Source organism: Leptospira johnsonii, from assembly GCF_003112675.1.
Taxonomy (GTDB): Bacteria; Spirochaetota; Leptospiria; order Leptospirales; family Leptospiraceae; genus Leptospira_B; species Leptospira_B johnsonii.
This window is the reverse complement of sequence record NZ_BFAY01000008.1, coordinates 1-25,037: the sequence shown is the minus strand read 5'-3', so window position 1 is coordinate 25,037 and position 25,037 is coordinate 1. Positions and strand designations below refer to the sequence as shown.

Sequence of the window (25,037 nt, the reverse complement as noted above, 5' to 3'; positions counted from 1 at the left end):
ATGGGTTGGGAAGAATTCGTATTTAAAAAAACCTATAATACTGTCAGAGAAATTTTCACTTCCGAAAAAGATCCATTCCTAAAAAGTAAAATAGTAAAACTCTCCGAAGTTAAAACCAGACTGTCTGTCTTGGCCAAATCTTTGACCGGAGAGAATGTAGAGATCTTGCCCGCTGAAAAAGAAGGAGGATTTCAAGATCAGATCTATTTTTTACCGGAATCCTATTCTCATGGATCGGAGACATTATCGAATTTTGAATTTTATATATTCAGAATACTTTATATTTCAGAGCAAAGAAGATTGGGATTTCATTGGAAGAAGGATGAGAGTAGAAGCAGGAGCGAATCCTTAAAAGCTGCGGCCGAAACGTATCCAAAGGTGCTTTTGAGCTTAGAAAGAAATTTTCCGGATGCAAAATGGCTGATTGAATCCGTACAGAAAGTAGAGAGTGAATTCCAAAAAGGTATATTAAAAAATAAACAATTGCCAGAGGATCTTTCCTTATTGCATGGGATTTGGATGTCTTCTTCTTTAAATAAGCTAGAAGCTCCGATCTCTTCTCAAGAATTACTCTCTCAGAAAACAGAACAGGACCAAATCCAAACGGAGTTGGAAGGGAAGCCTAGAGAAAGGATAGAGACGATTCAAGCGGATCTGAAATCCCAAGAAGATTATACCCTGATGCACCAATTCGAAAAGGTGGAAACAGCAGAAGAATTCCAAGGAAACTGGCGAGACTTTGACGGATCCGATACTTTATCGGAACAAGAAGATGCGATTCGAGAGCTGGATCTTAGGCATACTGTTCGTTCCAACGAACCTACACATTCCATTTTTAGGACAGATTTTTTCTCGGGATTATTTGCTGGAGAAGTGGAGAATGATCGCTCGGAAGAAAATCCTATCTCGTACGATGAATGGGACTTTAGAAAAAGGAAATATAGAAAAGATCATTGTAAGGTGTTTCCTAAGAAATTTTCGGATGCAGACTTAGGATTCACGAAAAAAGTCTTCGAAGAAAATTATAGCACCTTAAATTCGCTTCGTTCCAGGATGAATCGATTCTTTAATCTTAAAACTTCTCTAAAAAGACAATCTTATGGAGAGGATTTGGATCTGGACGCTGCTTTGCAATATTTCTCAGATCTATCTTGTGGACAAACTCCGACTGAAAATGTGTATTTGTCGGACAGAAATAGGCTCAGAGAAGTTTCCATTCTTCTGCTTGCGGACATGAGTTTATCTACCGATTCGTATGTGGATAACCAAAGGATCTTGGATGTGGAAAAGGCCTCCTTGGTCTTATTCGGGCAGATCTGTTCAGAATTCGGAGATCGTTTTAGGATTGATTCATTTTATTCCAATACCAGGAATCATTGCGATTATTCTAATATAAAAAGTTTTGATGAACCTTGGGAAAGATCCAGAGAAAGAATAGGGCTTATGGAGGCTAAGGGATATACTAGAATTGGACCTGCGATCCGACATTCTCTTTCTCTGATCCAAGCTGAAAAAAGCCAAAAACGTTGGATCCTTCTTTTAACGGATGGTAAACCGAATGATTATGATCGTTACGAAGGAAAATACGGAATAGAAGACGTGAAAAAAGCGGTTCTTGAATGTGAGAGATCGAATGTGGGGGTCTTTGCACTTGCAATAGATAAAAGTGCAAAACAATATCTTCCCGCAATGCTCGGAAAGGAATCCTATAGGATCTTGCCAAACCCGAAAGAATTGCCGGAAGCATTGACCGATTTTTTTATCAAGCTGGTTCGTTGAACTTAAAGTATATATAATGTATATTATAAAACGTTGCTATTCTTAAAATGGAGTAAATTGTGAAAAAAATACCCTTAGGACTCATCTCTATATTATTATGGGCGATATCTGTTTCTGTTTTTCTTTACTTTTTCTTTTTGGGTAATGTGTCTAAATCGATAGACGGAAGAGTGGCAATCCATTTAAACCCGGAAGAGAGAAATTTGGTCTTAACGGAAATGAGAGGATTGCTTGCTTCCATTAACGGAATCGTTTCCGCATTGGCAGAAGAGGATTATCAGAAGGCGGAGTTGGCGGCTTCTGCGAGCGGAATGGCTATGGTGAAAAAGCTGGAAGATGAGGAAAGAACAATCCTTTTGAAATTACCCATCGAATTCAAACAGTTGGGATTCGGTACTCATGACCAGTTCGATAAGATCGCAGAAGATCTAAGGCAAAAGAAAAATACGAAAGTGATTCTCCGGGAACTGGACAAACTTACTCAAAATTGCGTTAGATGCCACGCAACGTATAAAATAGAATTTTAGAATATACAAAAGACCAACTAAAATCGAAAGAATGATTTTCCCATTTTAGTTGATCGTCTGCATTTTTTGGAAGTTTAGTGAACCGCTTTCATAAGTTCTACTAATTGGTCTAGAGCTGCGTTCCAACCCTCATGGAAACCCATTTCCTCATGTTTCTTTCTGCTCTCTTCATCTTTATGGCGAGCAAGAACATGATACTTGGTTCCATTACCATGTTTTTCTAATGTAAGGATCGCGGTAAAAAATCCGCCGTTTGCAGTAGGTTTAAACCCTGGTTCAAAAATATCGGTAAATACAAGCTTCTCGTTTTCAACTATGTCCAAGAAACAACCGCTGTTCGGGAATTCTTGCCCTTCCGGAGACAACATAGTCGTGCGGAAGATCCCACCTGGACGAAGATCGATCTCACAATCTATAGTTTTCCAAGGGGCAGGGGTAAACCATTTCAGGATATGTTCCGGAGTGGTCCATGCTTTCCAAACAAGTTCTCTTGGAACGTCTACGATCCTTTCCAGAACTAGATCTGTTTTTGGGTCCGGTTGGTAATAATTAGTCTTTGCCATTTTCTTTCTCCTTCATTTCAAGTAAGTAACTGTCCAGTTGGTTTAGCCTTCTTTCCCATAGGGTGCGTTGTCTAACGAACCAATCTTCTCCCACTCGCATGGTCTCCTGGGTAAGTTTATAAGTCCTTACCCGGCCCACTTTTTCGGAACGAACCAGAGAAGAATCTTCCAACACTCCTAGATGCTGCATTAGAGAAGGAAGAGCCATTTTGAACGGCTCCGCCAATTCTCCGACTGTTGCCGGCCCCATGCTCAAACGCTCTAAAATGGACCTTCTTGTGGGATCCCCAAGAGCGTGAAACAAGTTGTCTAGATGGTTACTATACTTAGGCACTTGCCTAACTATAGCATACAAATAAACTTAGGTAAATACCTAAGTTTGAAAAAAGTGGGAATTTGGAGAAAAAAGTTTGGTCTAGGATTTAAAAGGAAAATCACCCAGATAATCCTTCTTAGCAAGTTCCACTCCATTATGTCTGAGGATATCGTAAGCGGTTACGATATGAAAGAAGAAGTTCGGGATCATATGATGAAGAGCATATTCTTTTCCGGTTAGGGATTTACCTTCCCAACGAGGCAGAGATATTTTTTTGTCGGCAGCTTCTTTATAATCTTCCGGTTTCAGTTCTTTTAGAATTCCTACAACGGAATCGATACGATCAATCACGTCGGAAAGAGTTTTTTCCTTATCGTCATGTGATTGGAAATGTTTTCCGGTTAAACGTGCTGCTCCAAGTTTCGCTGTATCGCAAGCTGTTTGTATTTGGCGGATAAAATTGTATTGGTCTGGAGCGAGCCTTGCATTCAATAAAACATCTATATCGATATTTTTGGATTCGGCAAAACTTTTTCCCTTATCTATAAATCGTTTTAAGTGTTCTAAATTTTTGATTACTTGTGTTACTGTGATTTCGTAAATCGAAATGTCTGACATACTTCCATGGAACGTGGTAATCTGGATGTATCAAGCTTTAAATCCTCATAGATCATCTCGTGATTGGTCCTCGGTCTGTATTTAGAAACAATTTGCATCCGATTCAATTGCACCGATAGAAATGGATCCTGCTCCTGGAGGAGTGAATAGACTGAAAGTATTCGTTCTTGGACTTCCGTAAAAATCCGTTTGTATAAATGGAATGGAAGTGATCGGAAGCGGAATTGTATTTAGATCCACTCCTCCATAAAGAGAAGAACAAGGAGAATTTGCAGATGTTGGAATTCCGAAAGGAAGATTGAAATTCCAAATCTTTTCGATCTCAATCGTATCCGCAAATTTTGGATTTTGTCCATAACTATTGGAATAATCGCCTATAAATTGTCCTGAGATCGGATGAGCACAATCTTCTTGGTTCAAGGTGCTTCCGCAGAAAATATATTGATCCAAACCTATAACGACAGGCACGCTTACGAAATAATTATTTCCTCGAATAATGGAGCCTGGATCCGGAGGAGAAGCAACAATAATCCCTGCACTATTAGCGGACAATACTCTAGAGAAAATTTGGTTATTTAGAATTTTATGAATTCCGAATCCTGCCTGTAAAAATATCCCGGTGGATTTTCCTAAGGATGTATTTTGGGAATTTCCAATATAAATATCGTTGTTTATAATATTACTGGAATCTGCTGCATCGGTAAGAATGATCCCATACGAATTTTCGGAAACCAAACCAGGATTTAAATATTGATAAGAGTTAATCTTATTTTCAGAAACGATCACCGCTTCGAAGTTGCCTGTTTCTATCCAAAGTCCAGCGCTGAATCCTATCGGTTCTATACTAACCAGTCCGTCCAAAATATTTCTGGAAAGTATGATAGGTTGGGCTATAGTTCCGGCTCCTTCTAACATTGCGCCGATAGAATGAGATCTTCCGGAGCCGCCTCTAAGCCAATTTTCAGTCACGACCACATGATCCGATTGGTTGATCAGTAATCCTGTGCGGATCCCAACTCCGTTTGAATTCGTTTCGCTGCCAAATACCATATTTTTAGAAATGATGATCTGTCCTAGATTGGTCCTGGAATTTAAAACTTGGATCCCAGTAGAATAATCTCCAATTAGATTCATCTGTATCTGGAATCCGCTTACTGTAAGATTTGTTGTAGGCAAATTTAAAGAAGTGGTAGAGATCAAGATCGCATTACAGAAATTCGAGAAGGATGTCCCACAACTGGAAGGTGTATCATCTACAATCCTTGTCGGATGAATACTTGGATCAGAATCCAGATCCGGAAAACCGGAAGTAAAACCGCCGAATAGGGAAGTGTTTCCGCTTAAGAAAATTTGGGTAGAAGGAGTATAACTTCCTTCTGAAACGAAAACGGAACAGATGGTTCCGCTTAAGTCACATTCTTGGACTCCTTTTTCGATACTTTTACAAAATTGGCTCGGTCCAAAACCAGTTCCGCATCCTGGATCGTCTATTCCATTACTTTCATCTACCAAACGAATATTGGAAGAAGTTATAAAATCATAATGGATCGGATTTCCATTTTGGATGGGTAAACTTTTTGCGGTACAGCCGATTAATTCAAAGAAAGAATTTCCCGGAGGTCCCCAGAGGTCCGGTGGATTCGGAAGGATTACGATCGTATGATCATCCGGACCGGAAGGATAAGTGATACTAGGCGGATTTCCAAGAGAGGCCACATTATTTTTTCCTGGAAGAGTAATCGGATTAAAACTACAACTTCCCGGATCTACTCCATGGAAAGAAAGTTTGATCGAAACTTTGCCGGTCGGAGTGAGTATCTTAGACTTAGGAAAAATTTCCAAAACCGAAATACAATCCAAGAGCAAAGTGAGCGGAGCTCCAGACATGGTTCCAGTTTCGGAGCCGTTTGGAACGAAGGAGCAAGAATGTCCCGTGGGAGTAGAGATGAAACTGATCGAATAACTGGCAGAATCTCCTACTTTATGAGCGAATGTTTTCGTTCCGTCCGCTGTAAAGGTGATCTTGTCCGACATATTTTGTAGAACAAGCGGAGAAGTCCCTGCAATCGATGGATCTAAACCGATAACTTTCACGGAAAGATCGTAAAATACTTTTCCGCAACTGATAAAAATTACGGTCTTCGGATATAGAATCGGTCCTTCAGGATTACTGATCTTACATTCTTGCTGAGAAGAAGCTCCCGAAATACCTATTATGGAAACTGAATATTGGTTTCCCATTTTGGTCAGCGTGGGAAATACCTGAGTCCCATTAGAAAGAAATGCCAAGGTTTCTCCCAAATGGTTGGAGACTGTAAGCGTTCCGGAGCTTAAGCCGGAAACTTGAACAAAAACTTTGATCGGAGTATTGAATGCATCCAGATCCGTTTTTAAACTGAAAAGATCTAAAAGTGTGGATGCTTGCGGAGGTTTATAACAACTAATATTCGCAAAAAATATGAGAAGAAAAAATAGGACCCTGTAAGAGTAATATTTCATATTTATCTTAACAAGGATCCGGTTGAAGTTACTGAATGGAAGTCTGGACTGGAAAATCCACAGAATTCCCTGGAGAAGAGAGTTTGATCGAATAGAACGTATTAGTGCTTCCATCAAAATTAGGATCGAAAATATAAACTCCGTCTCCTAACGCACCTGCACTTGTGTAACACCTGGAAGTTCTGCAGGTAGTGGAGCTTCCAAGAGTAAAGTTCATTCCAAGCATAGATCCGGAATAATTCGTAACGGCTCCCAGGCCACCGTTAGTCGAATTCAAGGGAGCATGATATACATCGAAGAATAAGGAACTACCTTGTGTGCATCTTAGATCGTAGCCCAATAATACTCTGGAGCCTATATTTCCTGGAGAAGGAACGTAGGTTTGGAATCCGGTTCCACTCGGATGACAACCATTCGGGTTCGTGTCTTTTCGGACTTGTGCAGGAGCTCCCGCTAAGTTTCTCCATTCCATTAAGCTGGAATCGATTGAGTTCCCAGAAACATCCAAATTGGATCTATTATAAAAAAGCCATATATCAGACGAAGTTCTCACGAATTTAGGATAAGCAGCGCCCGCAGAACCTACAGGAAGAACTGCACCAGTGGAACCGGTTCCGGAAGATAAGAACAATTGATTGATCTGCGAGGCTGCTCCATTCGTAAAACGGAATACTGTTACGTAATTATTAGGAACATCGTCCGTATTATTGTCATGGTCTTCGAATGCGGTTATATATTTACTTCCATCCCAAATTACATCCGAATATCCGAATGTGGTGCCTATCGCTCCGGAAATAGATTTAATGTCTGTTGGGCTTCCAACCAAGGTTCCATCGGAATGGATACGGATATATCTTACTAAATTTGAGAAGGATGTGCTTCCTCCAAATTCTACAAATACTACTACGAACTCGTCCAGATCCGGATTATAGGCAGAAGATAACGTGCTGATCTTAGCACCTGGCCCGGTAGAAACTAAACCTGCCACAGTAATATCCGAACCTATGGCGGTGTGTTCTATATCCAGGAATCTAGCTTTGATCGTGCCTCCTGTCGCGGTCCAAACTGCCAGGTATTTGCTTCCGGACCAAACTAGATCGAGCATTGGAACTCCGGCACTCGTACTAAAAAACATAGGAGTTCCTACAACCGTAGAAGTCTTTTGGTTCACCTGAAAAAGATTCATGACCGGAGTGCTGCCCGAAAACCAGGTCCCGAAAACGGCCAAGTTCCTTTCGCAGTCGACCTTAGAAGCGGCTACTAAACCAGCTTTGCCTGAATTTCCTGTGAGAGTGCAGTTCTGTCCTCCCGTATAAGTTCCAAGAGCAATTGTAAAATTTGCGCCTGGATCCAAAGTATCCGGAAAGGAGAAGGTTCCGTTATCCGAAATCTGTAGCTCTTGTGTCTCGGAGGTATCCGTATTAGTCAGAGTGAGATTCATCTCTTTACCGGATTTATTTAAATATCCGATAACGTTCACTTTAACAAGAGAAGGTCCGGAAGTATTACTTCCAAAAACTCCCAGGTTTCCATCGAACGCGATGGCACCTATTGCAGAGGAACTTGCATCTATACTCACCGCTTTTGCATTGTTACATCCTGTGGATAATACCAAAATTAGTATTAGGATGGTCATGACGAGAGCTGCTTTAAGAAGAATGTCCTGGAATTTTTCATCTTTCAGAATTTTTTTCATGTCTCAACTCCCTCGCGTAACTACTGTTTGTTCTAGGGCCGGCTTCTAAAAAACAGACAAGTTGTTTGGTTAAATTTGAGGGGAAAAGGCTGTTTGGTAACGATCTAGGAATGAACGCTACTGATTACGGAACGGGTGAATGAGTAGATTCAAGCGAGGCATTCCAAAAAAGAACGAGGTTAATCTTTAATGACTTACGAAAACGAAAATTAGAAATTTCGAAAATATCCCGCGAACGGGGGAGGGTGGATTTTCTAAAATTCCGGTTTGTTTTTCAATTTTTTAGAAATGAGTTGTAATACGATCTTCGATTAAATGTAAATATATTTGGATGCGAAAATTTCTTAGAGAGAATTTCCGTAATTTTTTTCATCGTAAAATCCTTGCGAAAGGCCTGAATTCGTTCGTTTTATTTTTTCAAAAGAGAATCCCTTACGGTACAGTAGTCCTTCTTCTTTTCTTTTTAGAATCCTGCTCACTCAAATCTATGAATCTCGCCTTCGAAGCGATGCTCGAGGCCCAGATTGCATGCTTAGTCTCGGGGGATACCTGCGTAGATGCGAGCACCACTCCGTCTCCTACCGGAGATGTAACGGCTCCTACAGTCACGATCACAAATCTCCCCGCTTCTGGCAGGCCGACCGTGGAGACAGGATTTTTATTTGGGACTTCTTCCGATGATACCTTGGTTTCCTCAGTGCAAATTAGTATCGATGGAGGAACTTATAGTACTGCGACTGGAACGACTAGTTGGAGTTTCGCCCTGCCTGTAGGTTCCTTTACTTGGAGACATGGCTCTCTGCATTCTATCCATATCAGAAGTGTTGACTCCAGCGCAAATATTTCCACAGTTCTCAGCCTGAATGTAAGGAAGGGTTATAATCGAGATCTGAACGGAGACGGTTACGCAGACACAGTAGTGATGGCTCCTGGAGATGCTTCCGGAATGGGAGTAGCATATATTTTTAATGGAGGTTCTTCCGGAATTTCCGCAACTGATTCGAGTATGGCGGATCATTCTATCACAGGCCAAGGAAGAATGGGTTACGCTTCCGCGATGGGAGATGTGAATGGAGATGGTTACGGAGATCTTGTGATAGGAGCTTCCGACTATTCAGGATTGCAAGGGATCACATATATATTTCACGGAAGCACTTCCGGTATTATTACTAACACAGCAGCCGGCGCAAATCTGATCTTAAATTATACGGGTTCAAACGAATTCGGATATGCAGTTGCGTTAGGCGATGTGAATGGGGATGGATACGATGATCTTGCAAATGGTGCCTATCGTGTGTCCGGATTTTCCGGACTTGCATTTATCTATTACAGTACTGGGGCTGGAGGGATTTCCTCAACAGCGGCAACTTCTATTTCAGGACCGGGCGGAAGTAATTTCGCCTGCGGGATAGGACTCGGAGATATTAACGGAGATGGATTTTCAGATCTGATTGTGGGTGGAAACGCGTATGCGGGTTCTGCAGGAGGGGTTTGGATTTTCCATAGCAGTGGATCTGCGGGAGTTACGGTAGGTTCTTATACATTAGCAAATACTGTTATAGTTGGAGAGACTACAAGTAATTTCGGTATCCGTTTGTTTACTGGAGATGTGAACGGAGATGGTTACGCGGATCTTGCAGTAGGAGCTCCCCAATACGGCAGCTTTTTTGGAAGAAGTTATGTATTCAATAGCACTGGGACTACAAGTGGGATAACCGTTTCTTCTGCTACAAGTGCAAACACTATAATCAACGCTTTCTCTATAAGTGCTGTGGGACTCGGGGTAGTGCTGGGAGATATTAACGGAGATGGTTATGATGATTTTGCTACAGGCGCTCCAAGTTATTCTACTAGCCAGGGAAGAGTTTATATAAATTTAAGCGACGGCAACCAGGTCTCAAGTGGTTCTGTAAATTTAATTTCTGGGCAATCTACTAACCAAGCTTTCGGAAATGCTGTCATGATCTCCGATATAAATGGAGACGGGTTGGGAGACTTAGTGGCGGCAGCATACGTATATCCGGATGGGGTTGCATTGTCCGGAAGAGTGTATGTTTTTCATGGTAATGGTTCCGGGTATGCCGCGACAAGTGCAAATTCTGCGACTTCAATCATCTCCGGATTTACCGGAAGTGAATTCGGAAGTAATCTAGTGGATGTAAATATTCCGAAGGACCTGTATCCTAAATTTTTAGGAGTTTGGACCTTCGGAAATTTAGAAGCTTATAGGATCCAAATTTAAGAAAATCGAATATTTAGGTAAGTTTCGGTCTTCTTTTTTCCTTTAAAGCACTCATCGCTTCCAATAAATTTGCCACTACTTTAGGATCTTCAAAACTACTTTTAGTGAATTCCAATTGCGATTCGAATTTATCGGTGATCTCTTTATTGATCGCAGCCTTCGTCCGTCTATAAGCGCTTGGAGCGATTGCCATCACCTCGTCTAATTTTTTCAGAACAAGTTTACGCAAATCTTCCTTATTTTCGGCAGTTTCGTTGATTAAAGAAATTTCTTTGGCTTCTTCCGCTTTATAAGCAGTTCCTAAAAGACAAACTTCGTTCAGATATTCAGACTTAACTGTTATCTTCAGTTTATCGATGAAACTGATCGGTAGTGGAAGTCCTACCAAAACTTCTGTAAAAGCGATCCTTGCCTTTCCTTCTAACATAAATTTGAAATCGCAAGAGAGAGTGATAACTGCACCACCACCCATCGCGTAACCTGTCACCTCTGCAATCAAAGGTTTTCCGAAACTCAAAAGTTTACCGAATAGGATCACGATCTGGCCCATTTCTGCGGTCAGTTTTTCCCTAGGTGTATTTAGTATATTCTCCGCATCGATACCGTTTGAAAAAAATTTAGGGTTGTCGGAACTTATAAGCACCGCGCGGATACTATCGTCCTTATCGATCTCAGCCAGGATATTTTCCAGTTCTATCATATTCTCCCTGGTCAAAGAATTTTGATCGTTAGTTTGTATTTTAATACATTCGGCTCTGCCGTTTTTTAATTGGATTGGTTCCCGTAAATAGTTCATAGGGCATGATTAGGAACTCCAACATAAGTGATCCACTCGAATTTTATGGTTTAAATCACAAACTAATCATGCCCTGCGGCGAAGGAAAAATTTTATCTATAACCTCCGGATGCGCTGATCTTTTCTCCCGTAAGCCAATATGAATCTTCGGAGGCTAGGAATAATGCAACCTTTGCAATATCTTCAGGCTGTCCTAACCTTCCTAAAGGAGTTTTGGAAACGATCATTTTTTCCATATCACTTCCTATCATTCCGAGTCTATGAGCTCCTTCTGTTTCAACACCACCCGGTGCGATCGTATTCACTCTGATCTTTTTGGAACTAAGCTCTAAAGCCAATACTTGGGAAACAGTATCCAATGCACCTTTTGTAGAAGCATACACAACCGAATGAGGAACAGGGTTGTCGCTCACTATAGAGCTGATATTGATCACAGATCCACCTTCCGGCGCAAAATGGTTGAGAGATTCCTGAGTGGCGAGGATAGGTCCCAGAACATTTATATTCATCTGTCTATGAAATTCATCTTCTGTCACGGCTTCCAATGGCGCAAACTCGAATACACCTGCGTTATTCACTAGGATATTTAGAGAACCGAATGTTTTCTTCGTTTCCGAAAAAAGACGTTTCACGTCCGAGGACTTGGACATGTCTCCTTGGACTGCGATTGCCTTTCCTCCGCTTTTTTCAATCTCCGCCACAACCTTATCTGCACCTTCTTTGCTGGAAGAATAGTTAACCACTACTGATGCACCTGCGGAACCTAATGTCTTAGCGATACTTGCTCCAATTCCTTTGGAAGCTCCTGTTACCACTGCGACTTTTCCTTTTAACTGACTCATGAGATCACTCCTGAATATTCGGATCTTAATAATTTTATAGTTAGACAAGTATCGAAATGTTTGTTTTTGAAAATATTTTGATATTTTGATAATTATCAAAATAACGAAACTGGAATGAGCGTCGGTCGGTTTTGTCTAGATCTGGGAAAGTTTGTCTAGGTAGGCCTTGAATACATCCCTTCTCAAGGTGATACTTACATATTTGCCTTCTTTAGAAGTTTCTATCAGGCCGGCATTTTCTAATTCTTTAATATGGTGAGAAAGAGTAGCAGGGCTTATATCTTGGGACTTGTTCAGAGTGCTGCAAGCGGTAGCTTCTTTGTTAGAGCCAATACATTGTAAAAGCTGAAATCTTCTAGGCTCAGCAAGGGCCCTAGAAATTTTAGTAAATTCCTTTTCAGTGAGTTTGACAGGCTTGGGATTTGGCACTCTCTCCATATTTCATTCTTTAGACGGTTCTGTCTAAAGAAAATTTCATTTTCAAGAGCATCTCCGATGGCTCTCAAGCTTCAGGAAACAGAGAACCTTCTTCTTATTGCTGGACGCAGATAAACTTTTTGGGAACAGAACAGTTATCGTTTCCTGAGCTGATGGACCCGGATCCTAATGAGTTTCCGATCCCGTATTGCCCGGTAATCCCGGAACTAATATCGTCTGTCCACATATTGCAATGGTTACTTGAAGTGGTCCAATTCGAATTCAAACCGGTCCAGAAAGAATCGGATCCGCTTCCACTGAACGCAGTAGTCAAACTTCCAAAGCTGAAAAGTTTGAAAGAATTCGTAGTGAATACTTTATTAGAATAAGGTAAACTACCACTTTTGAGATAATAATCTCTGCTCGCGTCCAGGACCCAGTTCGTTTGTCCGGTTGCGTTCGTTCCTGTTGTAGTCGCAACCCTAGTAGAACCGTCTACGATCAATGCCTTGTACGTAGCGCTTCCCATATCTGTAGGTTTGTTTGGATCCGCACCATCATTGCAACTATCATCTGCAACGGTCATACCGGAATTCAGGTTTCCACTTTTTGTAAGTGAAGTGCTCCAGATCAGCTTATCGTTGTCCAGGTTTTGGACCCCACAGTAGTCAGGAGGTTGGTATTGGTCGAAAGTTGCATCGCTACTCGTAAGAAGACTGAAAGATACACAACTACTTTGGGTGCCATCCACTCTATTATCGTTTTTGCCAGTGATCGTGATTGTCTTATTCACATTATAATCGGAAGAAGTGAATGTAAGACTCGTAGGACTCACGCTCGCGCATTCCGTGCTTCCAGATTTACAGGAAAGAGTGAATGTGACATCCCCAGTAGGAGGAGAGGAAAGTCCTAATTTTACCTTGAAGGTTGCACTCATGCCATCTTCACTAGTATCTCCGCTTATATTCGAAAATGTCAATACTTGCTCGTCATCAATATTTCGGATAGGGGAAGAAGGTGCAGTATATGTCAATCCACCGCTGGCTGCGCCGTAAAGTATATTGTATAGAACATTCCCATCCACAAGTGCATCGTCCACACCTGTTGCAACGATCTTATTCGTTCCGGAAGAGATCATAGTATTCCAGTTTCCAGAAGTGATCGTTGCGGAAGAGGTCACATTTCCTTCCGTAGTATCGTCACTGGAAGCAGGAACAGTAACAGTGGAACTTGGAGAAGATTGAGTGATCAAATAAATTGTTGCAGTTCCTCCTCCTTCGCTCGTGGAGAAACCTCCTGACCTTCTGCATGAAGAGATCAGGTTGGAAACATCATTATCACAACTATAATATACGAAAGAAGGATTTTTAACGAATGTGGTGCTTCCGTATTTATCATCCGTAGTTGTACTGGAAGTAGAAATCGTATAATCGTGATTTCCTTCGTTAGTTCCGTTGGAACTTCCGGTTACGGTAACTTCTCTATCCTGGTTCCATCCACCCGTTACATTTTTGGAAGGAGTGAATACTAAGCTAGAAGTATTTAAAACTCCGTCGTTAGTCGTGCTTCCACTGGAAAGATTTAAAGTAACATTGGAAAGAGGCTGGGACCTCAATCGAATCGTAAATTTGGAATAAGTTTGAGGATCCAATTTGGCGGAATCGTCGGTAGCAAATCCATTGATAGAAACGGAAGAATTGCTCGTAAGAGTAGTATTTCCGTTCGCTACGATCACAAATCCAGCTGTATCATCATCCAAATTGTTAACTGTAACAAAATTCGGACTAGGAGTCCTGTTATTATATTTAGTATCCGAGCTAGTTGCTTTATTCACTCGGATCTGGTATTGCACATTTCCATCCATCACATCATCATCCATTCCGGTTACCACCACGGACTGGGGAGTATTCCAATTAGAAGGAGTGAATACGATTTGAGTTTGATCGATCGTGCCTTCTTGGTTGCTTAAGTTTACTGAATCTTTCTTTTCGTTAAAGGAAACGGTAACGTTAGATGTAGGTTCACTTGTGAGAACTACAGTGAAAAATGCGTTTTGTCCTGCCTCGTTCGTATTTGTGCTCAATGTGGAAACCGAGATCCCTGGGCTATCGTCGTCAGTAATATTTATTTTTACGTCGGGAGGATTCTCATTTCCGTAATCTGTTGCAGTTCCTAAAACTATATTTACGATCACATTCCCATCAGCGATCTCATTATTTACAGGAGTAACTGTGACTGTCTGGGGAGTATTATAATTCGCTGGAGTAAATGTGAGTAGAGAAGTATCTACGGTTGCTCTGGACGGATTCGAGCTGGAAACAGGGATGGTTACATTTCCTGGAGGTTCTACAGTTAAAGTTACTGTGAATGTTTTAGCGGTTCCTGCCTCATTTATATTCAAGGTAGTGGGTGTTACTATTATGGCAGGTTCTTCGTAATCAATATTTGTGACGAAAACGGAGGATAATATCAGATTGCTATAATTTGTATCTGAGCTGGTGGAATTTCCTAAATTGATCTTATATTGGATATTCCCGTCAGTGAGAACATCATCCACCCCGGTGATCGTTACTATTTGAGGGGTATTAAAATTCCCGTTGGTAAATGTTAAAGAAGAAGGGGATACGGTTCCTTCTGACAGATCGGAACTTTGGATCGTTGGAATTACAACATTGGAAGAAGGAGCCTTACTCAAGACCACTGTAAAACTGGCTGTGTTTCCTTTTTCAGTAGTGATCAAATTCTTTTTGGGGGAAACTACAATATTATATGAATCGTCATCGATCACTGTGATCCCGATGGAGGGAGTGTAGAGACCATTATAGGATTTGTCTTCACTCGTAGCCTTACCCACATAAAGAGAAATGTCCTTATTTCCCTCCACAGCCAAATTATCTATACCTGTGATCGTTATCGTTTGAGGAGAATCCCAGTTACCTGCAGTAAACGTTACTGTAGGGACAGAAATTGTCGCTCTTTCTGTATGACTCAAGCTTAGAGGCAAAGTCACATCCGCAGTCGGGATCTTGTTCAGTCGGATCTCTATATCTAAAGTTCCATTTGTGGGATTTTCGGGAACCGCATAAGAATAATTGGGAGAAGAGACTGTGACCCCATTTGTGCTTTGTGAATATTTTTCACTCACACCGAAGAGTATATAGTCCAAAGAATTCGTCGAACCCTTACATTGGAGCAAAAGTAAAAGAATGAAGATGGAAATTGGATGCCTTTTGCGGATTCGTTTCATCGACCTCGGTCCAGTAGGGTTTCTGCGATTAAGACTAGGCATTCTCAAATAGTTATTAACTCTAATCTTTTTCAGAAATTTCGTAAAAAAGTTTTAGACCATTCCTTAAGTGGTAAATAGCGATTTCGTTTTTAATAAAATATAAAAACTTACATAAGACTTCGCGAATATTATAAAAAAGTAGTATCTTGTCGGAGATCTATCCAGCAAAAGGGTCATAACTTTCTTCCGCAAACCGTACTCGAGTGTTGATTTTTAGTTCTCGTATTTCTTTTTTATTCTTCTTAATCGTATCTTTTTTATTCTTAGATTGCGCTCGGACAAGATATGCTATCGCCGAGTCAAAATCATTCCAAAAATTCTGCGGATGTGTTCCGGAAGATGAGATCCCTGCTTCCTCTAAAGAGGAAGCGCTAGGTAAATTAAGCGAAGGCTCTCTAGACGATTTAGGAACTCCTAATTACTTGGAGATCATGTATCGAGGCTTAAAAAAGGCGTTCGAGTTCTCAGGAACCACGTTCGAACAAACGGAGGAAGGTCTGAAGGCTCCGGGAGTCGAACTTAAACGAGTGGAAGAAGATAAAAAGTTAAAAGAACTTTTGATCATCATAGACGGGGACGTTGCATTTCCTTCCGGTAGATCCACATTAACTCCTAAGGCAAGGGATCTTATCGCTAAGATCGCCGATGCATTAGTTGCTTATCCAGAAACGAATGTTAGGATCGGGGGACATACAGATACTCCAGGCTCCTTCACTTCAAATTTAAAATTGAGTAAGGAAAGATCCCAGTCAGTAAAACAAGAACTCAAACAATCGCACGAGATTTCAGAGGAAAGATTTAAGGAAGTGGACGGATACGCGGATTTGCGTAAGATCGTTGATACCTTCTTCTCTGAAAAAAAGAATCGAAGAACCGAAATATATGTCGGAACCGTTCGGATCGTATACTAAGGAAATCGAATGAGATTCTTTATGATTTCGAATTTTAGGATTTTATTAAGCTTCTTCCTATTTTTATTCTTTATAAGTCCGAATTTTTCCCAAGAGCCTGAGAGGACAGAACAATTAGCTGATATCAAACAGGAAGAGGGAGCGAAGGAAACTTCTTCCTGGTTCAACGATCCAAATGATAAATTCAGCAAGGTTTTTGAGCACAGATTGATGTTCCGTTTAGGTGCAGGCATCGGCAATCTTTCTCCTGCAGTATTGAATGAAACAGGACCTGCTTGGTCCAAGGATTCGATACTTCGAAATATAGTAGATCCTGATTCTCCGCCTTCATTTCCATATAAGGAAGCAAGATCTTTGGGAGTCCAAACCCAGGCTTGGGATATCAGTTACGGCTGGAAAAACCGTTTCGAGATACAGTCCGCAAGAAATTCTTCCTTGGGGAAATATGGTAAAGAGGAACCTGCTTCCACAAGTTTTATCACTCCTAGAACTGATCTATACTGGGCCTCCGCATTCGAAGGAAATCGACTATTAAGATTTAATGGTATAAACGATCATTTAAGATTTTCTTATATTCATCCTTTTACTTCCAGGTTTAGGATTGGACCGTCCGTAAATTTTCATAGATATACGGAGCAGGATACTAGTTCTTATGGATCTTATTCTACTTCTCGCCCTGGTGCTCCAGTTCCGGATAAGACAACCTGGTCCGTCGGAGGAAATGTAGAATCCAATTTTTCCATGAAAGGGGTTCTTCCTGGGATCTATCTGAAGTTCAAAATTACTGAATGGTGGGAGATCCGTTCTCGCTTGGAATATCTGGATCGGAAAGGTGATTTTTCCGTAGGTGGGACCCAGATCTTACAAGAGTCGATTTCAAATGGGTTGGGGACTTATAGTATTTCCGTTCCGGCTTATGGAGGGAAGGTTGCGGATAAGGGGACTATTTTTATGTTCGAGTCTTCTTTTAGATATTGTAGGTTTAGCCTAGATATCGGAATGATCCGCCAAGATATTACCAGAAGTTATTCGATGTATGTGGGTGATACTGTTGGAACGGTTACTACCAACGATTATCTATTACGTTTTCCGAATGTAGATCTGGGACAGATGAGTCATCATTCCAAACAGATCTTGACTGAAGTTTATATTATGCCCGGAGCTTCGTTTTTTTACGATTCAGAAGGGATCTATTGATCCGTTCCATATTACACTTCCTCAGATCCAAGAAGTTCAATTTTGTTTTTTAGGTTTTCCCATCCAACGTAAAGGACCGCTTCCATATCTTCCCAATTTGTCTTGCGGGTTCGCTAGTTTACAAGTAAGCAAGGAAAGACAACCGCAACCAATACAAACAGAGAGCCCGTTCTTTAATCTATGAAGTTCAGCGATCTTCTCCTCTATACGTAAACTCCAGGTTTTGGAAAGTTTGGACCAGTCCTGTCCGTTGGGAGTATGATCTTCCGGAAGTTTTGCGATCTCCGAGGCGATCTCGTCCAAAGAGAGTCCTACTCTTTGTGCGAATACTATGAATGCGATCCTTCTTAAAACATGTCTGGGATATTGCCTATGACCGGAACCTGCTCTCACGGAACGGATCAGTCCTCTTTCTTCATAAAAACGTAATGCAGAGGAGGCGACCCCGCTTCTTTTGGATACCTGTCCGATGCTTAAAAATTCGTCCTTATCCACCATATTCTCCCAAATATAAACTTAAAGTGAACTTTAGGTATAGATATTATCTAACCCACAGTCTAGGCACAAACATTTTAGGATTTTTTCCGGAAAAATCGTAAAAAAACTGCTCCAAGCTCTTTACTTCAAGTTCACTTTAACTTGTAAAATATTCGGTACTGAAATGAAGAAGGGTGTTCTATAATGTTATTAGAAAAGATCAGTACCGGCTCAAGTCTCCGATTAGGAATTATATTAGGTAGTACTAGGAAAGGCAGATTCGGAGAAACAGTTGCAAATTGGTTCGAAGAGATCGCCAAACAAGATTACAGATTCGAGACGGATTTAATCGATCTTTCCGAATTTTCTCTTCCTTGGGACATGTCAAAGAATATGGACTCGGACCTCTCCTTATTCTCGGAAAGAATAGCAGAAGCTGATGTTTTTGTAGTAATTACACCGGAGTATAACCACGGATATCCTGCTTATTTAAAGTTGGCAATTGACTCACTTCGTGAAGAATGGAATGCGAAGCCTCTTGGATTCGTATCCTATGGAGGAAGTTCCGGCGGTTTAAGAGCGGTGGAGCAACTTCGCAATGTATTTGCGGAATTAAGAATGACCACCATTCGAGACTGTGTTAGCTTTCATTGGGCTCATGCCAGATTTCATAACGGAAGACCAACTGAGGAATTCCGTTACACATCTTCGGCTGAGAAATTATTGAATGAATTGTATTGGTGGGGAAACGTTTTGAAACAAGCTAGAATGAATTTTCCACAGTCACTTCTAAGGTCCTGATCTTAAGGAATAAATATGAAATTTACATTTAGTAAATACCAAATCTTTGTAGTAGCCTTATTGGCATTTATCCAATTCACAGTGGTGCTCGATTTTATGATCTTATCTCCCTTAGGAGTTCAGGTTATGGATCAACTGAAAATATCCACAACTCAATTCGGCCTGGTGGTTTCCGCTTACGCTTTCAGCGCCGGGATCTCGGGGATCTTAGCTGCCGGTTTTGCCGACAAATTCGATCGGAAAAAGATGCTGCTATTCTTTTATAGCGGCTTCGTTTTAGGTACTGCTCTTTGCGGGATCGCACCCAATTACGAATTTCTACTATTTGCAAGAATAGTAACCGGAATTTTCGGAGGGGTAATTGCTTCTATCAGCTTTGCTATCATTGCGGATCTATTTCCTTTGGAAGTGAGAGGAAGAGTGATGGGACTTGTGATGACTGCATTTGCTGCGAGCCAAGTATTCGGTCTCCCTATCGGAGTGTTTTTCTCTAATATTTGGGGTTGGAAATCACCTTTCTGGATGATCGCTATCATTAGTGGTCTTGTAGGAATTGCGTCTGCTTTTAAACTAGAGCCGATCGTATCTCACCTGAGCGAAAAAACGGAGAATAAGGCGATCAAACATTTGGTAGTAACCGCTGGAAATCCGAACTACCTTCCCGGATTTTTTGCAACAATGCTTTTGGCTACGGGAGGATATATGCTTATGCCTTTCGGTTCTGCATTCAGTGTTCATAATTTAGGAATTACTTTAGAAGATCTTCCTTTAGTATATTTCGTAACAGGGATAGTAAGTATGGCTGTGGGGCCTTTGATCGGTAGAGCTGCCGATAAATTCGGAAAGTATGCAATCTTTCTTGTTTCCTCCTTAATCGCCTGCGCGATTCTGTTCTACTATACCGCAATGGGGATCACTCCTCTTTGGTTTGTAATACTGATTAACTCTGCGTTATTCGTAGTGATCACGGGTAGAGTAATTTCGGCTAACGCTCTAAATTCCGCTATGCCTGAACTCAGAGATAGAGGCGCTTATATGGCGATCAGTTCTTCTTTACAACAATTATCGGGTGGGATTGCTTCTTATGCGGCAGGAGTGATCGTGGTCCAAACGCCAAGCGGATATATCCAAGGTTATCCAAATTTGGGTTATGTTGTGATTGTGGCCATTTTGATCACTGTGGCGATCATGTATAAGGTGAATGAGTACGTTTTATCTAAACAGCCCGCTCCAGTTAAAACTGAACCGGAAGCTGCGATCGCTTCAGAAGCCTAAGGTCTATTTTCGGGGAAGAAGGTTGACTCTTCTTCTCTGAAAATCCCAAAGTCCGATTTAAGATTGCATTTAAAAGCGGATCTCCTATCCTTCTAACCTTATGAGCGACATAGAAGTTACTGTACTCAGCACTCCTGAAAATTACAAAACAATCCTTCGTAGTAAAAACCACGAGTTGATCGCGGACGAATCCAAAGAAGATGGTGGAGGGGATCTGGGACCTTCTCCTCATGAATACCTTCTTCTTTCCTTGGGAGCCTGCACTGACATCACAGTTAGAATGTATGCCCAAAGAAAAAAAATGGACCTGAAAGAAGTGAAGGTAGAGCTAAAACTGACTCGCTGGACGGATCATACCGAGATCCAAAGGATCGTAAAACTGGAAGGTAATTTGAGCGAGCAGGAAAGAGAGAGACTTTTACAAGTCGCAAACGCTTGTCCTGTTCACAAAACTCTTTCCAATCCTATCCAGATCGAAACCAAACTGGGCTAAAATAAGATTTTTCCAAGCCTTCCGTGAGTTCTTTAGGAAACGGATGGCTGGAAAAATAGGTCCAACTCCTCGAATATCTCTTTCGATCTTATGAAATTCAATATCACCATTAATATTCCGTTCTTCTTATTTCTATCCTTTGCATTTTTGATTTCCTGTCTTTCTTCTATAAAAGATCCAAAAGACGAATTCGTATATGTGCAAAACATTCGAGGGCAAAGTGAAGAGGAGTTGGAATTGAACGCAAAACGAAAAATTCTGGAGAATGGCCTGGGAGAATTAATACAAGGATCGAGCCAAGTCATTAGTGGCAAATTAAAGGACAGTATAGTAAATTCCTCCGTAGAGGGGTTTGTATTAGAATATTCTAAAATTGGTATCACTCGCAAATTAGCGACAGGTCTTTTGGAAATAGACGCCAAAGGTAAAGTGAACCAAAAAGCGGTCCAAGACGCTTTAAGAGAAAGATACAAGGATCTGGGAAAACCAAAATTTTTAGTATTCATAGAAGAAAGAATATTAGGAAAACAAAATATAAAGGAGAAGGTCGGGATCACCGAGAATGAGATCGTAAGGATCTTCTCTGATTTCGACTTTTTAGAAAAAAAACAATTCTATCGTGTTCTTTTTAAGGAAGGGAAGAAGGACCCTGGGGCTTTTTCGGAACAGTCTTTCGAAGACAAAATATTATCTTTAGCTTCCGAGTCAGAGGCTCAGATCTTACTTGTGGGGCAAACAGAGGTCACAGACCTGGGAAGGATAGAAGATACTGGATTACATTCCTATCAATCGGTTCTTAGATTCAAAATTTTTGATGTAAATACTGCCCGCATCATCGCTGCGGATAATTCTTCAGGAGTTTCTCCGCATATCAATCCGAACACCGGCATCCAAAATTCCATCAAGAGGTCTGTGGAAAAAGCTTATCCTAAGATTAGGGATCAGATCTCTAATAAATGGAAACCCGGAAATCTGATCCGGATCAAAATAGAAGGACTGAGTTATGAAGATTACTTGGATAAAGATGTGCAAGGGGTTATACGTACTATCCAAGGAGTCAATCGGGTAAGCGAAGCCTCAGGTGGCGATCCGAATAAAGGAATTGTTTTGGAAATAGAAGCATTATATAACGGAGGAGCCTTGTATCAAAAACTTAGGGAAAGAAAAGAGGATTTCGGCTTAGAGTTTTCGGGGAAAGAGGTAAAGCCCTCTTATATCCATTTATTCTTTAAAAAATAGGAATATTCTCTCTTATTTATATCACTGCACTATTCGATCTATTACATTACTATTTTCTTTTTCTTTACTGTTAGGTGAAAAAACGGATTGAAAGATAAAAATTTTAATATGATAATCGCGGGGTGCAAGGCTTTTCGAATATCGACCAAGAGCCGAGTTACGGTTCGGTCTCTGAAAATTTTCCTCGGGAATCCGAAGGATTTTCCAAGCAATACCCTCTAGAAAAATCCGATCCTGAAGACAAAAATACAAAAGACGAACTCCTAAAAAAGATCTCCGTTCTAAATCTACTACAACAGGTCGCAACTGCAGCAAACGAGGCGAACGATGTGGAATCTGTTCTTCAGTTTTCTCTGGACCGTATCTGTGCTATTACCGATTGGAAATTAGGTCTGGTATGTTTAGTATCTGAAGAATCGGAAAAGCTTGAGTATTCTTCCATCTCCTTCTCTCGCGAAGAAAAATTCTTAAAAGAATTCAGGAATTTATTAAGGACCAGATCCAAAAAAGAAGAATCAATTCTTTCCGAAAGAGTAAGAAACGGCAGAAAGCCAATCTTACTCGAGAATTTTCCTTCTTCTCTAAAAGGAGATATTAAAGAACTTTCTTTCAAAGCCGGGATCGAAGCCGCGATCGGTATTCCTATCTTAGTAAAAGAAAATCTGGTAGGTGTTTTGGAATTTTATTCCGGAAATAAATCCACGGATCCTTCCTTTTTCGAAGCGGTTTCTCATATCAGTTCTCAGATAGGAAGGGTGTTCGAAAGAAGGGACTCGGAAAACCATCTTAAAACCTCGGGAGAACAATTAAGAGCATTGTCCGCCAGACTCCAAGAAGTACGAGAAGAGGAAAGGCTTTTGGTCGCAAGAGAGATCCATGACGAGTTAGGACAATTATTGACCGTTCTTAAAATAGATCTTACATTATTAAAAAATAATTTTCAAAAATCTAAAGGTTCCGATTCCGTTGTGTCCGAACTTCTATCCATGATCAAAGTTGCCGACTCTGGAATCGAATCTGTACAGAGGATTGCCACAGAACTCAGGCCCTTAATTTTAGAGGATTTGGGGCTATTGGAAGGGATAGAATGGTATGCGAAAGATTTCGAAAAAAGGACCGGAATTCTCTGCGTGATCAGGATCCCTGCTGGAATTCTATCTTTAGAAAAAGACGCCTCCATTGCATTATTCCGAATTTTCCAAGAAGCATTGACTAACGCAACAAGGCATTCCAAGGCGAGTTCCATCCAGGTTTCCTGTTTGGAAGAAGGTCCATTTCTCATTTTAAAGATCCAAGACGATGGGATCGGAATAGATCCTAAGAAGATGAACCAATCCAAGTCTCTCGGACTGATCGGAATGAGAGAAAGAGCAGTCGTTTTAGGCGGAGAAGTTTCCATCTCCGGTGAAACGGGGAAAGGTACAAGTGTGATCGTGAAAATACCAATCTCAAATCGAAATAAGGAGGATTTCCTATGATATCCACATTGATTGCAGATGATCATTTACTGATCCGAGAGGGTTTAAGAAAGATCCTATCGGAAGAGGAAGATATAGAGATCGTGTACGAGGCGGAAAACGGACAACAGGTCTTGGATTACCTTGCAGCTCAATCCGTGCAAGTGCTGATCTTGGACATCAATATGCCTTTGATGAGCGGTTTGGATATATTAAAATATGTTCATAAACTTTCTCCTGATACTAGGGTCCTGATCCTGAGTATGTATCCGGAGGATAGATTTGCGGTCCGAGCACTAAAGGCAGGTGCATCCGGTTATATTACGAAGGCAAGTGCGGGAGACGAACTTATATCCGCTGTACGCAAGGTGATAGATGGAGCAAGATATATCAGTCCGGAAGCAACCGAGATGTTAGTAAGAGAACTTTCTAAACCTTTTGATAGACTTCCTCATGAAACCCTTTCAGAAAGAGAGTTTCAGATACTGATGCTCCTAGTAAAAGGCAAAAACGTTCGATCTATTTCGGAAGACCTTGGGCTAAGTGTAAATACAGTAAATACATATAGAGCTAGGATCTTTGAAAAGATGAGTTTGAAATCCACACAAGAACTTGTTCGTTACGCTTACGATCATAAGCTTCTGGAATAAATTTCCAAGATCGGGAATAACTCGTTTTTGTAATATTTACAGACCTCTGTCACATTTCTTGTGACAGAAAAATTCTTCGTTTAACTTAATCCTTACGATGTATTTATGAAATAATTTTTGTTGTTATTCCATGCTTTTTGCGTCATCATTCTCCTTTGTGCTCATTAACCTTTTATTATAGGTTTAGGTCCTACCATGAAGAATGCCTCCACACTAGATCCCAAACAAGGAAAAGATTCCTTAAATCCAAAACACTTATTGGAAGTTCTCACCGCATTCAAACGAGGAGACTTTTCTAAACGAATGCCTCTGGACCAAGTGGGGATCGCGGGAAAAATTTCAGACTTATTAAACGATATCATGGACCAGAACGATAGGATGGTCAAAGAGTTCGAAAGGATCAGTAACGAAGTTGGACAAGAGGGTAAAATTTCCCAAAGGGTGAGCGGTATTTCTTCTACAGGTTCTTGGGGCGCTTGTATGAATTCCATTAACTCACTCATCGGAAATTTGGTGCAACCGAATACGGAAGTGATGAGAGTGATCGGTGCCGTAGCGGGCGGTGACCTTTCTCAGAACATGTCTTTGGAAATAGACGGAAGACCGCTCAAAGGAGAATTTTTTAGAACTGCCAAGATTGTAAACATCATGGTGGACCAGTTGAACTCATTCGCTTCCGAGGTGACTCGGGTAGCAAAAGAGGTAGGAACGGAAGGTAAACTGGGTGGACAAGCGGATGTTCGAGGAGTTGCAGGAACTTGGAAGGACTTAACGGATAGTGTGAACTCGATGGCGTCTAACTTGACCGGTCAGGTGAGAGATATCGCGGAAGTCACCAAGGCGGTTGCAACAGGGGACTTATCCAAGAAAATCACTGTGGATGTTAAGGGAGAGATCCTAGAACTCAAAAACACCATCAACACAATGGTGGACCAGTTGAACTCATTCGCTTC

General features: G+C 41.0%; 22 protein-coding genes. 12 read left to right on the top strand and 10 right to left on the bottom strand.

All coding sequences use genetic code 11. The features are described from left to right. The gene (locus LPTSP_RS07625) at positions 1 to 1,779 is read left to right on the top strand and encodes a nitric oxide reductase activation protein NorD (protein WP_108928228.1); all 1,779 of its coding nucleotides are present in this window, start codon (positions 1 to 3) and stop codon (positions 1,777 to 1,779) included. Positions 1,780 to 1,838: 59 nt separating this feature from the next. Further along, positions 1,839 to 2,306, top strand: a complete 468-nt coding sequence (locus LPTSP_RS07620) for a hypothetical protein (protein ID WP_108928227.1) — start codon at positions 1,839 to 1,841, stop codon at positions 2,304 to 2,306. A gap of 74 nt (positions 2,307 to 2,380) precedes the next feature. On the opposite strand, the gene LPTSP_RS07615 is transcribed toward LPTSP_RS07620, so the two are convergent. The 5 genes from LPTSP_RS07615 to LPTSP_RS07595 all read right to left on the bottom strand — a co-directional run bounded on the left by LPTSP_RS07615 (position 2,381) and on the right by LPTSP_RS07595 (position 7,998). Further along, positions 2,381 to 2,869: an SRPBCC family protein gene (locus tag LPTSP_RS07615; RefSeq protein ID WP_108928226.1), complete on the bottom strand. Its 489-nt coding sequence runs from the start codon at positions 2,867 to 2,869 to the stop codon at positions 2,381 to 2,383. Beyond that, complete coding sequence (locus tag LPTSP_RS07610; protein ID WP_245915506.1) at positions 2,856 to 3,119, bottom strand: ArsR/SmtB family transcription factor; 264 nt, start codon at positions 3,117 to 3,119, stop codon at positions 2,856 to 2,858. Before LPTSP_RS07610 ends, LPTSP_RS07615 begins: the two co-directional genes overlap by 14 nt. Positions 3,120 to 3,284: 165 nt before the next feature. After that, positions 3,285 to 3,803: a DUF1993 domain-containing protein gene (locus LPTSP_RS07605; RefSeq protein WP_108928224.1), complete on the bottom strand. Its 519-nt coding sequence runs from the start codon at positions 3,801 to 3,803 to the stop codon at positions 3,285 to 3,287. Between the two features lie 81 nt (positions 3,804 to 3,884). Then, a complete protein-coding gene (locus tag LPTSP_RS07600) occupies positions 3,885 to 6,302 on the bottom strand; it encodes a hypothetical protein (RefSeq protein ID WP_108928223.1) in 2,418 nt (805 codons plus the stop codon). 28 nt (positions 6,303 to 6,330) lie between these two features. Further along, on the bottom strand, positions 6,331 to 7,998 hold the full coding sequence (locus LPTSP_RS07595) for a hypothetical protein (RefSeq protein WP_108928222.1): 1,668 nt from the start codon (positions 7,996 to 7,998) through the stop codon (positions 6,331 to 6,333). Between the two features lie 487 nt (positions 7,999 to 8,485). Between LPTSP_RS07595 and LPTSP_RS07590 the strand changes: the two genes are divergently transcribed. Next, positions 8,486 to 10,240, top strand: a complete 1,755-nt coding sequence (locus tag LPTSP_RS07590; protein ID WP_245915505.1) for an FG-GAP-like repeat-containing protein — start codon at positions 8,486 to 8,488, stop codon at positions 10,238 to 10,240. A gap of 13 nt (positions 10,241 to 10,253) precedes the next feature. Here the strand turns inward: LPTSP_RS07590 and LPTSP_RS07585 are convergent, their stop codons facing one another. The 4 genes from LPTSP_RS07585 to LPTSP_RS07570 form a co-directional block, all read right to left on the bottom strand. Next, positions 10,254 to 11,036 (bottom strand): enoyl-CoA hydratase/isomerase family protein, encoded by a 783-nt coding sequence (locus tag LPTSP_RS07585; RefSeq protein ID WP_108928220.1) that lies wholly within the window; start codon positions 11,034 to 11,036, stop codon positions 10,254 to 10,256. Positions 11,037 to 11,128: 92 nt separating this feature from the next. Further along, positions 11,129 to 11,878 carry an SDR family NAD(P)-dependent oxidoreductase gene (locus LPTSP_RS07580; protein ID WP_108928219.1) on the bottom strand — a complete coding sequence of 250 codons (750 nt, stop codon included), beginning with the start codon at positions 11,876 to 11,878 and terminating at the stop codon, positions 11,129 to 11,131. 135 nt (positions 11,879 to 12,013) lie between these two features. After that, positions 12,014 to 12,316 (bottom strand): ArsR/SmtB family transcription factor, encoded by a 303-nt coding sequence (locus LPTSP_RS07575; protein WP_108928218.1) that lies wholly within the window; start codon positions 12,314 to 12,316, stop codon positions 12,014 to 12,016. A 94-nt stretch (positions 12,317 to 12,410) separates the two neighbouring features. Then, positions 12,411 to 15,542: a DUF1554 domain-containing protein gene (locus tag LPTSP_RS07570; RefSeq protein ID WP_167396420.1), complete on the bottom strand. Its 3,132-nt coding sequence runs from the start codon at positions 15,540 to 15,542 to the stop codon at positions 12,411 to 12,413. A gap of 245 nt (positions 15,543 to 15,787) precedes the next feature. Between LPTSP_RS07570 and LPTSP_RS07565 the strand changes: the two genes are divergently transcribed. Both LPTSP_RS07565 and LPTSP_RS07560 read left to right on the top strand, forming a co-directional pair. Then, the gene (locus LPTSP_RS07565) at positions 15,788 to 16,495 is read left to right on the top strand and encodes an OmpA family protein (protein WP_245915504.1); all 708 of its coding nucleotides are present in this window, start codon (positions 15,788 to 15,790) and stop codon (positions 16,493 to 16,495) included. A 9-nt stretch (positions 16,496 to 16,504) separates the two neighbouring features. Beyond that, positions 16,505 to 17,692: a hypothetical protein gene (locus LPTSP_RS07560; protein WP_108928216.1), complete on the top strand. Its 1,188-nt coding sequence runs from the start codon at positions 16,505 to 16,507 to the stop codon at positions 17,690 to 17,692. A gap of 36 nt (positions 17,693 to 17,728) precedes the next feature. Here the strand turns inward: LPTSP_RS07560 and soxR are convergent, their stop codons facing one another. Continuing rightward, the gene (gene soxR / locus LPTSP_RS07555) at positions 17,729 to 18,190 is read right to left on the bottom strand and encodes a redox-sensitive transcriptional activator SoxR (RefSeq protein WP_245915503.1); all 462 of its coding nucleotides are present in this window, start codon (positions 18,188 to 18,190) and stop codon (positions 17,729 to 17,731) included. 183 nt (positions 18,191 to 18,373) lie between these two features. Between soxR and LPTSP_RS07550 the strand changes: the two genes are divergently transcribed. From LPTSP_RS07550 to LPTSP_RS07520, 7 genes are all read left to right on the top strand, one after another. Then, the gene (locus tag LPTSP_RS07550; protein WP_108928215.1) at positions 18,374 to 18,970 is read left to right on the top strand and encodes an NADPH-dependent FMN reductase; all 597 of its coding nucleotides are present in this window, start codon (positions 18,374 to 18,376) and stop codon (positions 18,968 to 18,970) included. A 15-nt stretch (positions 18,971 to 18,985) separates the two neighbouring features. After that, positions 18,986 to 20,245 carry an MFS transporter gene (locus LPTSP_RS07545; protein WP_108928214.1) on the top strand — a complete coding sequence of 420 codons (1,260 nt, stop codon included), beginning with the start codon at positions 18,986 to 18,988 and terminating at the stop codon, positions 20,243 to 20,245. Between the two features lie 100 nt (positions 20,246 to 20,345). Continuing rightward, positions 20,346 to 20,738: an OsmC family protein gene (locus LPTSP_RS07540; protein WP_108928213.1), complete on the top strand. Its 393-nt coding sequence runs from the start codon at positions 20,346 to 20,348 to the stop codon at positions 20,736 to 20,738. A 90-nt stretch (positions 20,739 to 20,828) separates the two neighbouring features. Then, positions 20,829 to 21,977 carry a hypothetical protein gene (locus LPTSP_RS07535; RefSeq protein ID WP_108928212.1) on the top strand — a complete coding sequence of 383 codons (1,149 nt, stop codon included), beginning with the start codon at positions 20,829 to 20,831 and terminating at the stop codon, positions 21,975 to 21,977. 122 nt (positions 21,978 to 22,099) lie between these two features. Next, positions 22,100 to 23,455 (top strand): GAF domain-containing sensor histidine kinase, encoded by a 1,356-nt coding sequence (locus tag LPTSP_RS07530; RefSeq protein WP_108928211.1) that lies wholly within the window; start codon positions 22,100 to 22,102, stop codon positions 23,453 to 23,455. Beyond that, positions 23,452 to 24,084, top strand: coding sequence for a response regulator (locus LPTSP_RS07525; RefSeq protein WP_108928210.1), 633 nt, complete (start codon positions 23,452 to 23,454; stop codon positions 24,082 to 24,084). The genes LPTSP_RS07530 and LPTSP_RS07525 overlap by 4 nt, the downstream gene beginning before the upstream one ends. 195 nt (positions 24,085 to 24,279) lie before the next feature. Beyond that, on the top strand, positions 24,280 to 25,037 hold a 758-nt coding region (locus tag LPTSP_RS07520), incomplete at its 3' end, for a HAMP domain-containing protein (RefSeq protein WP_108928209.1).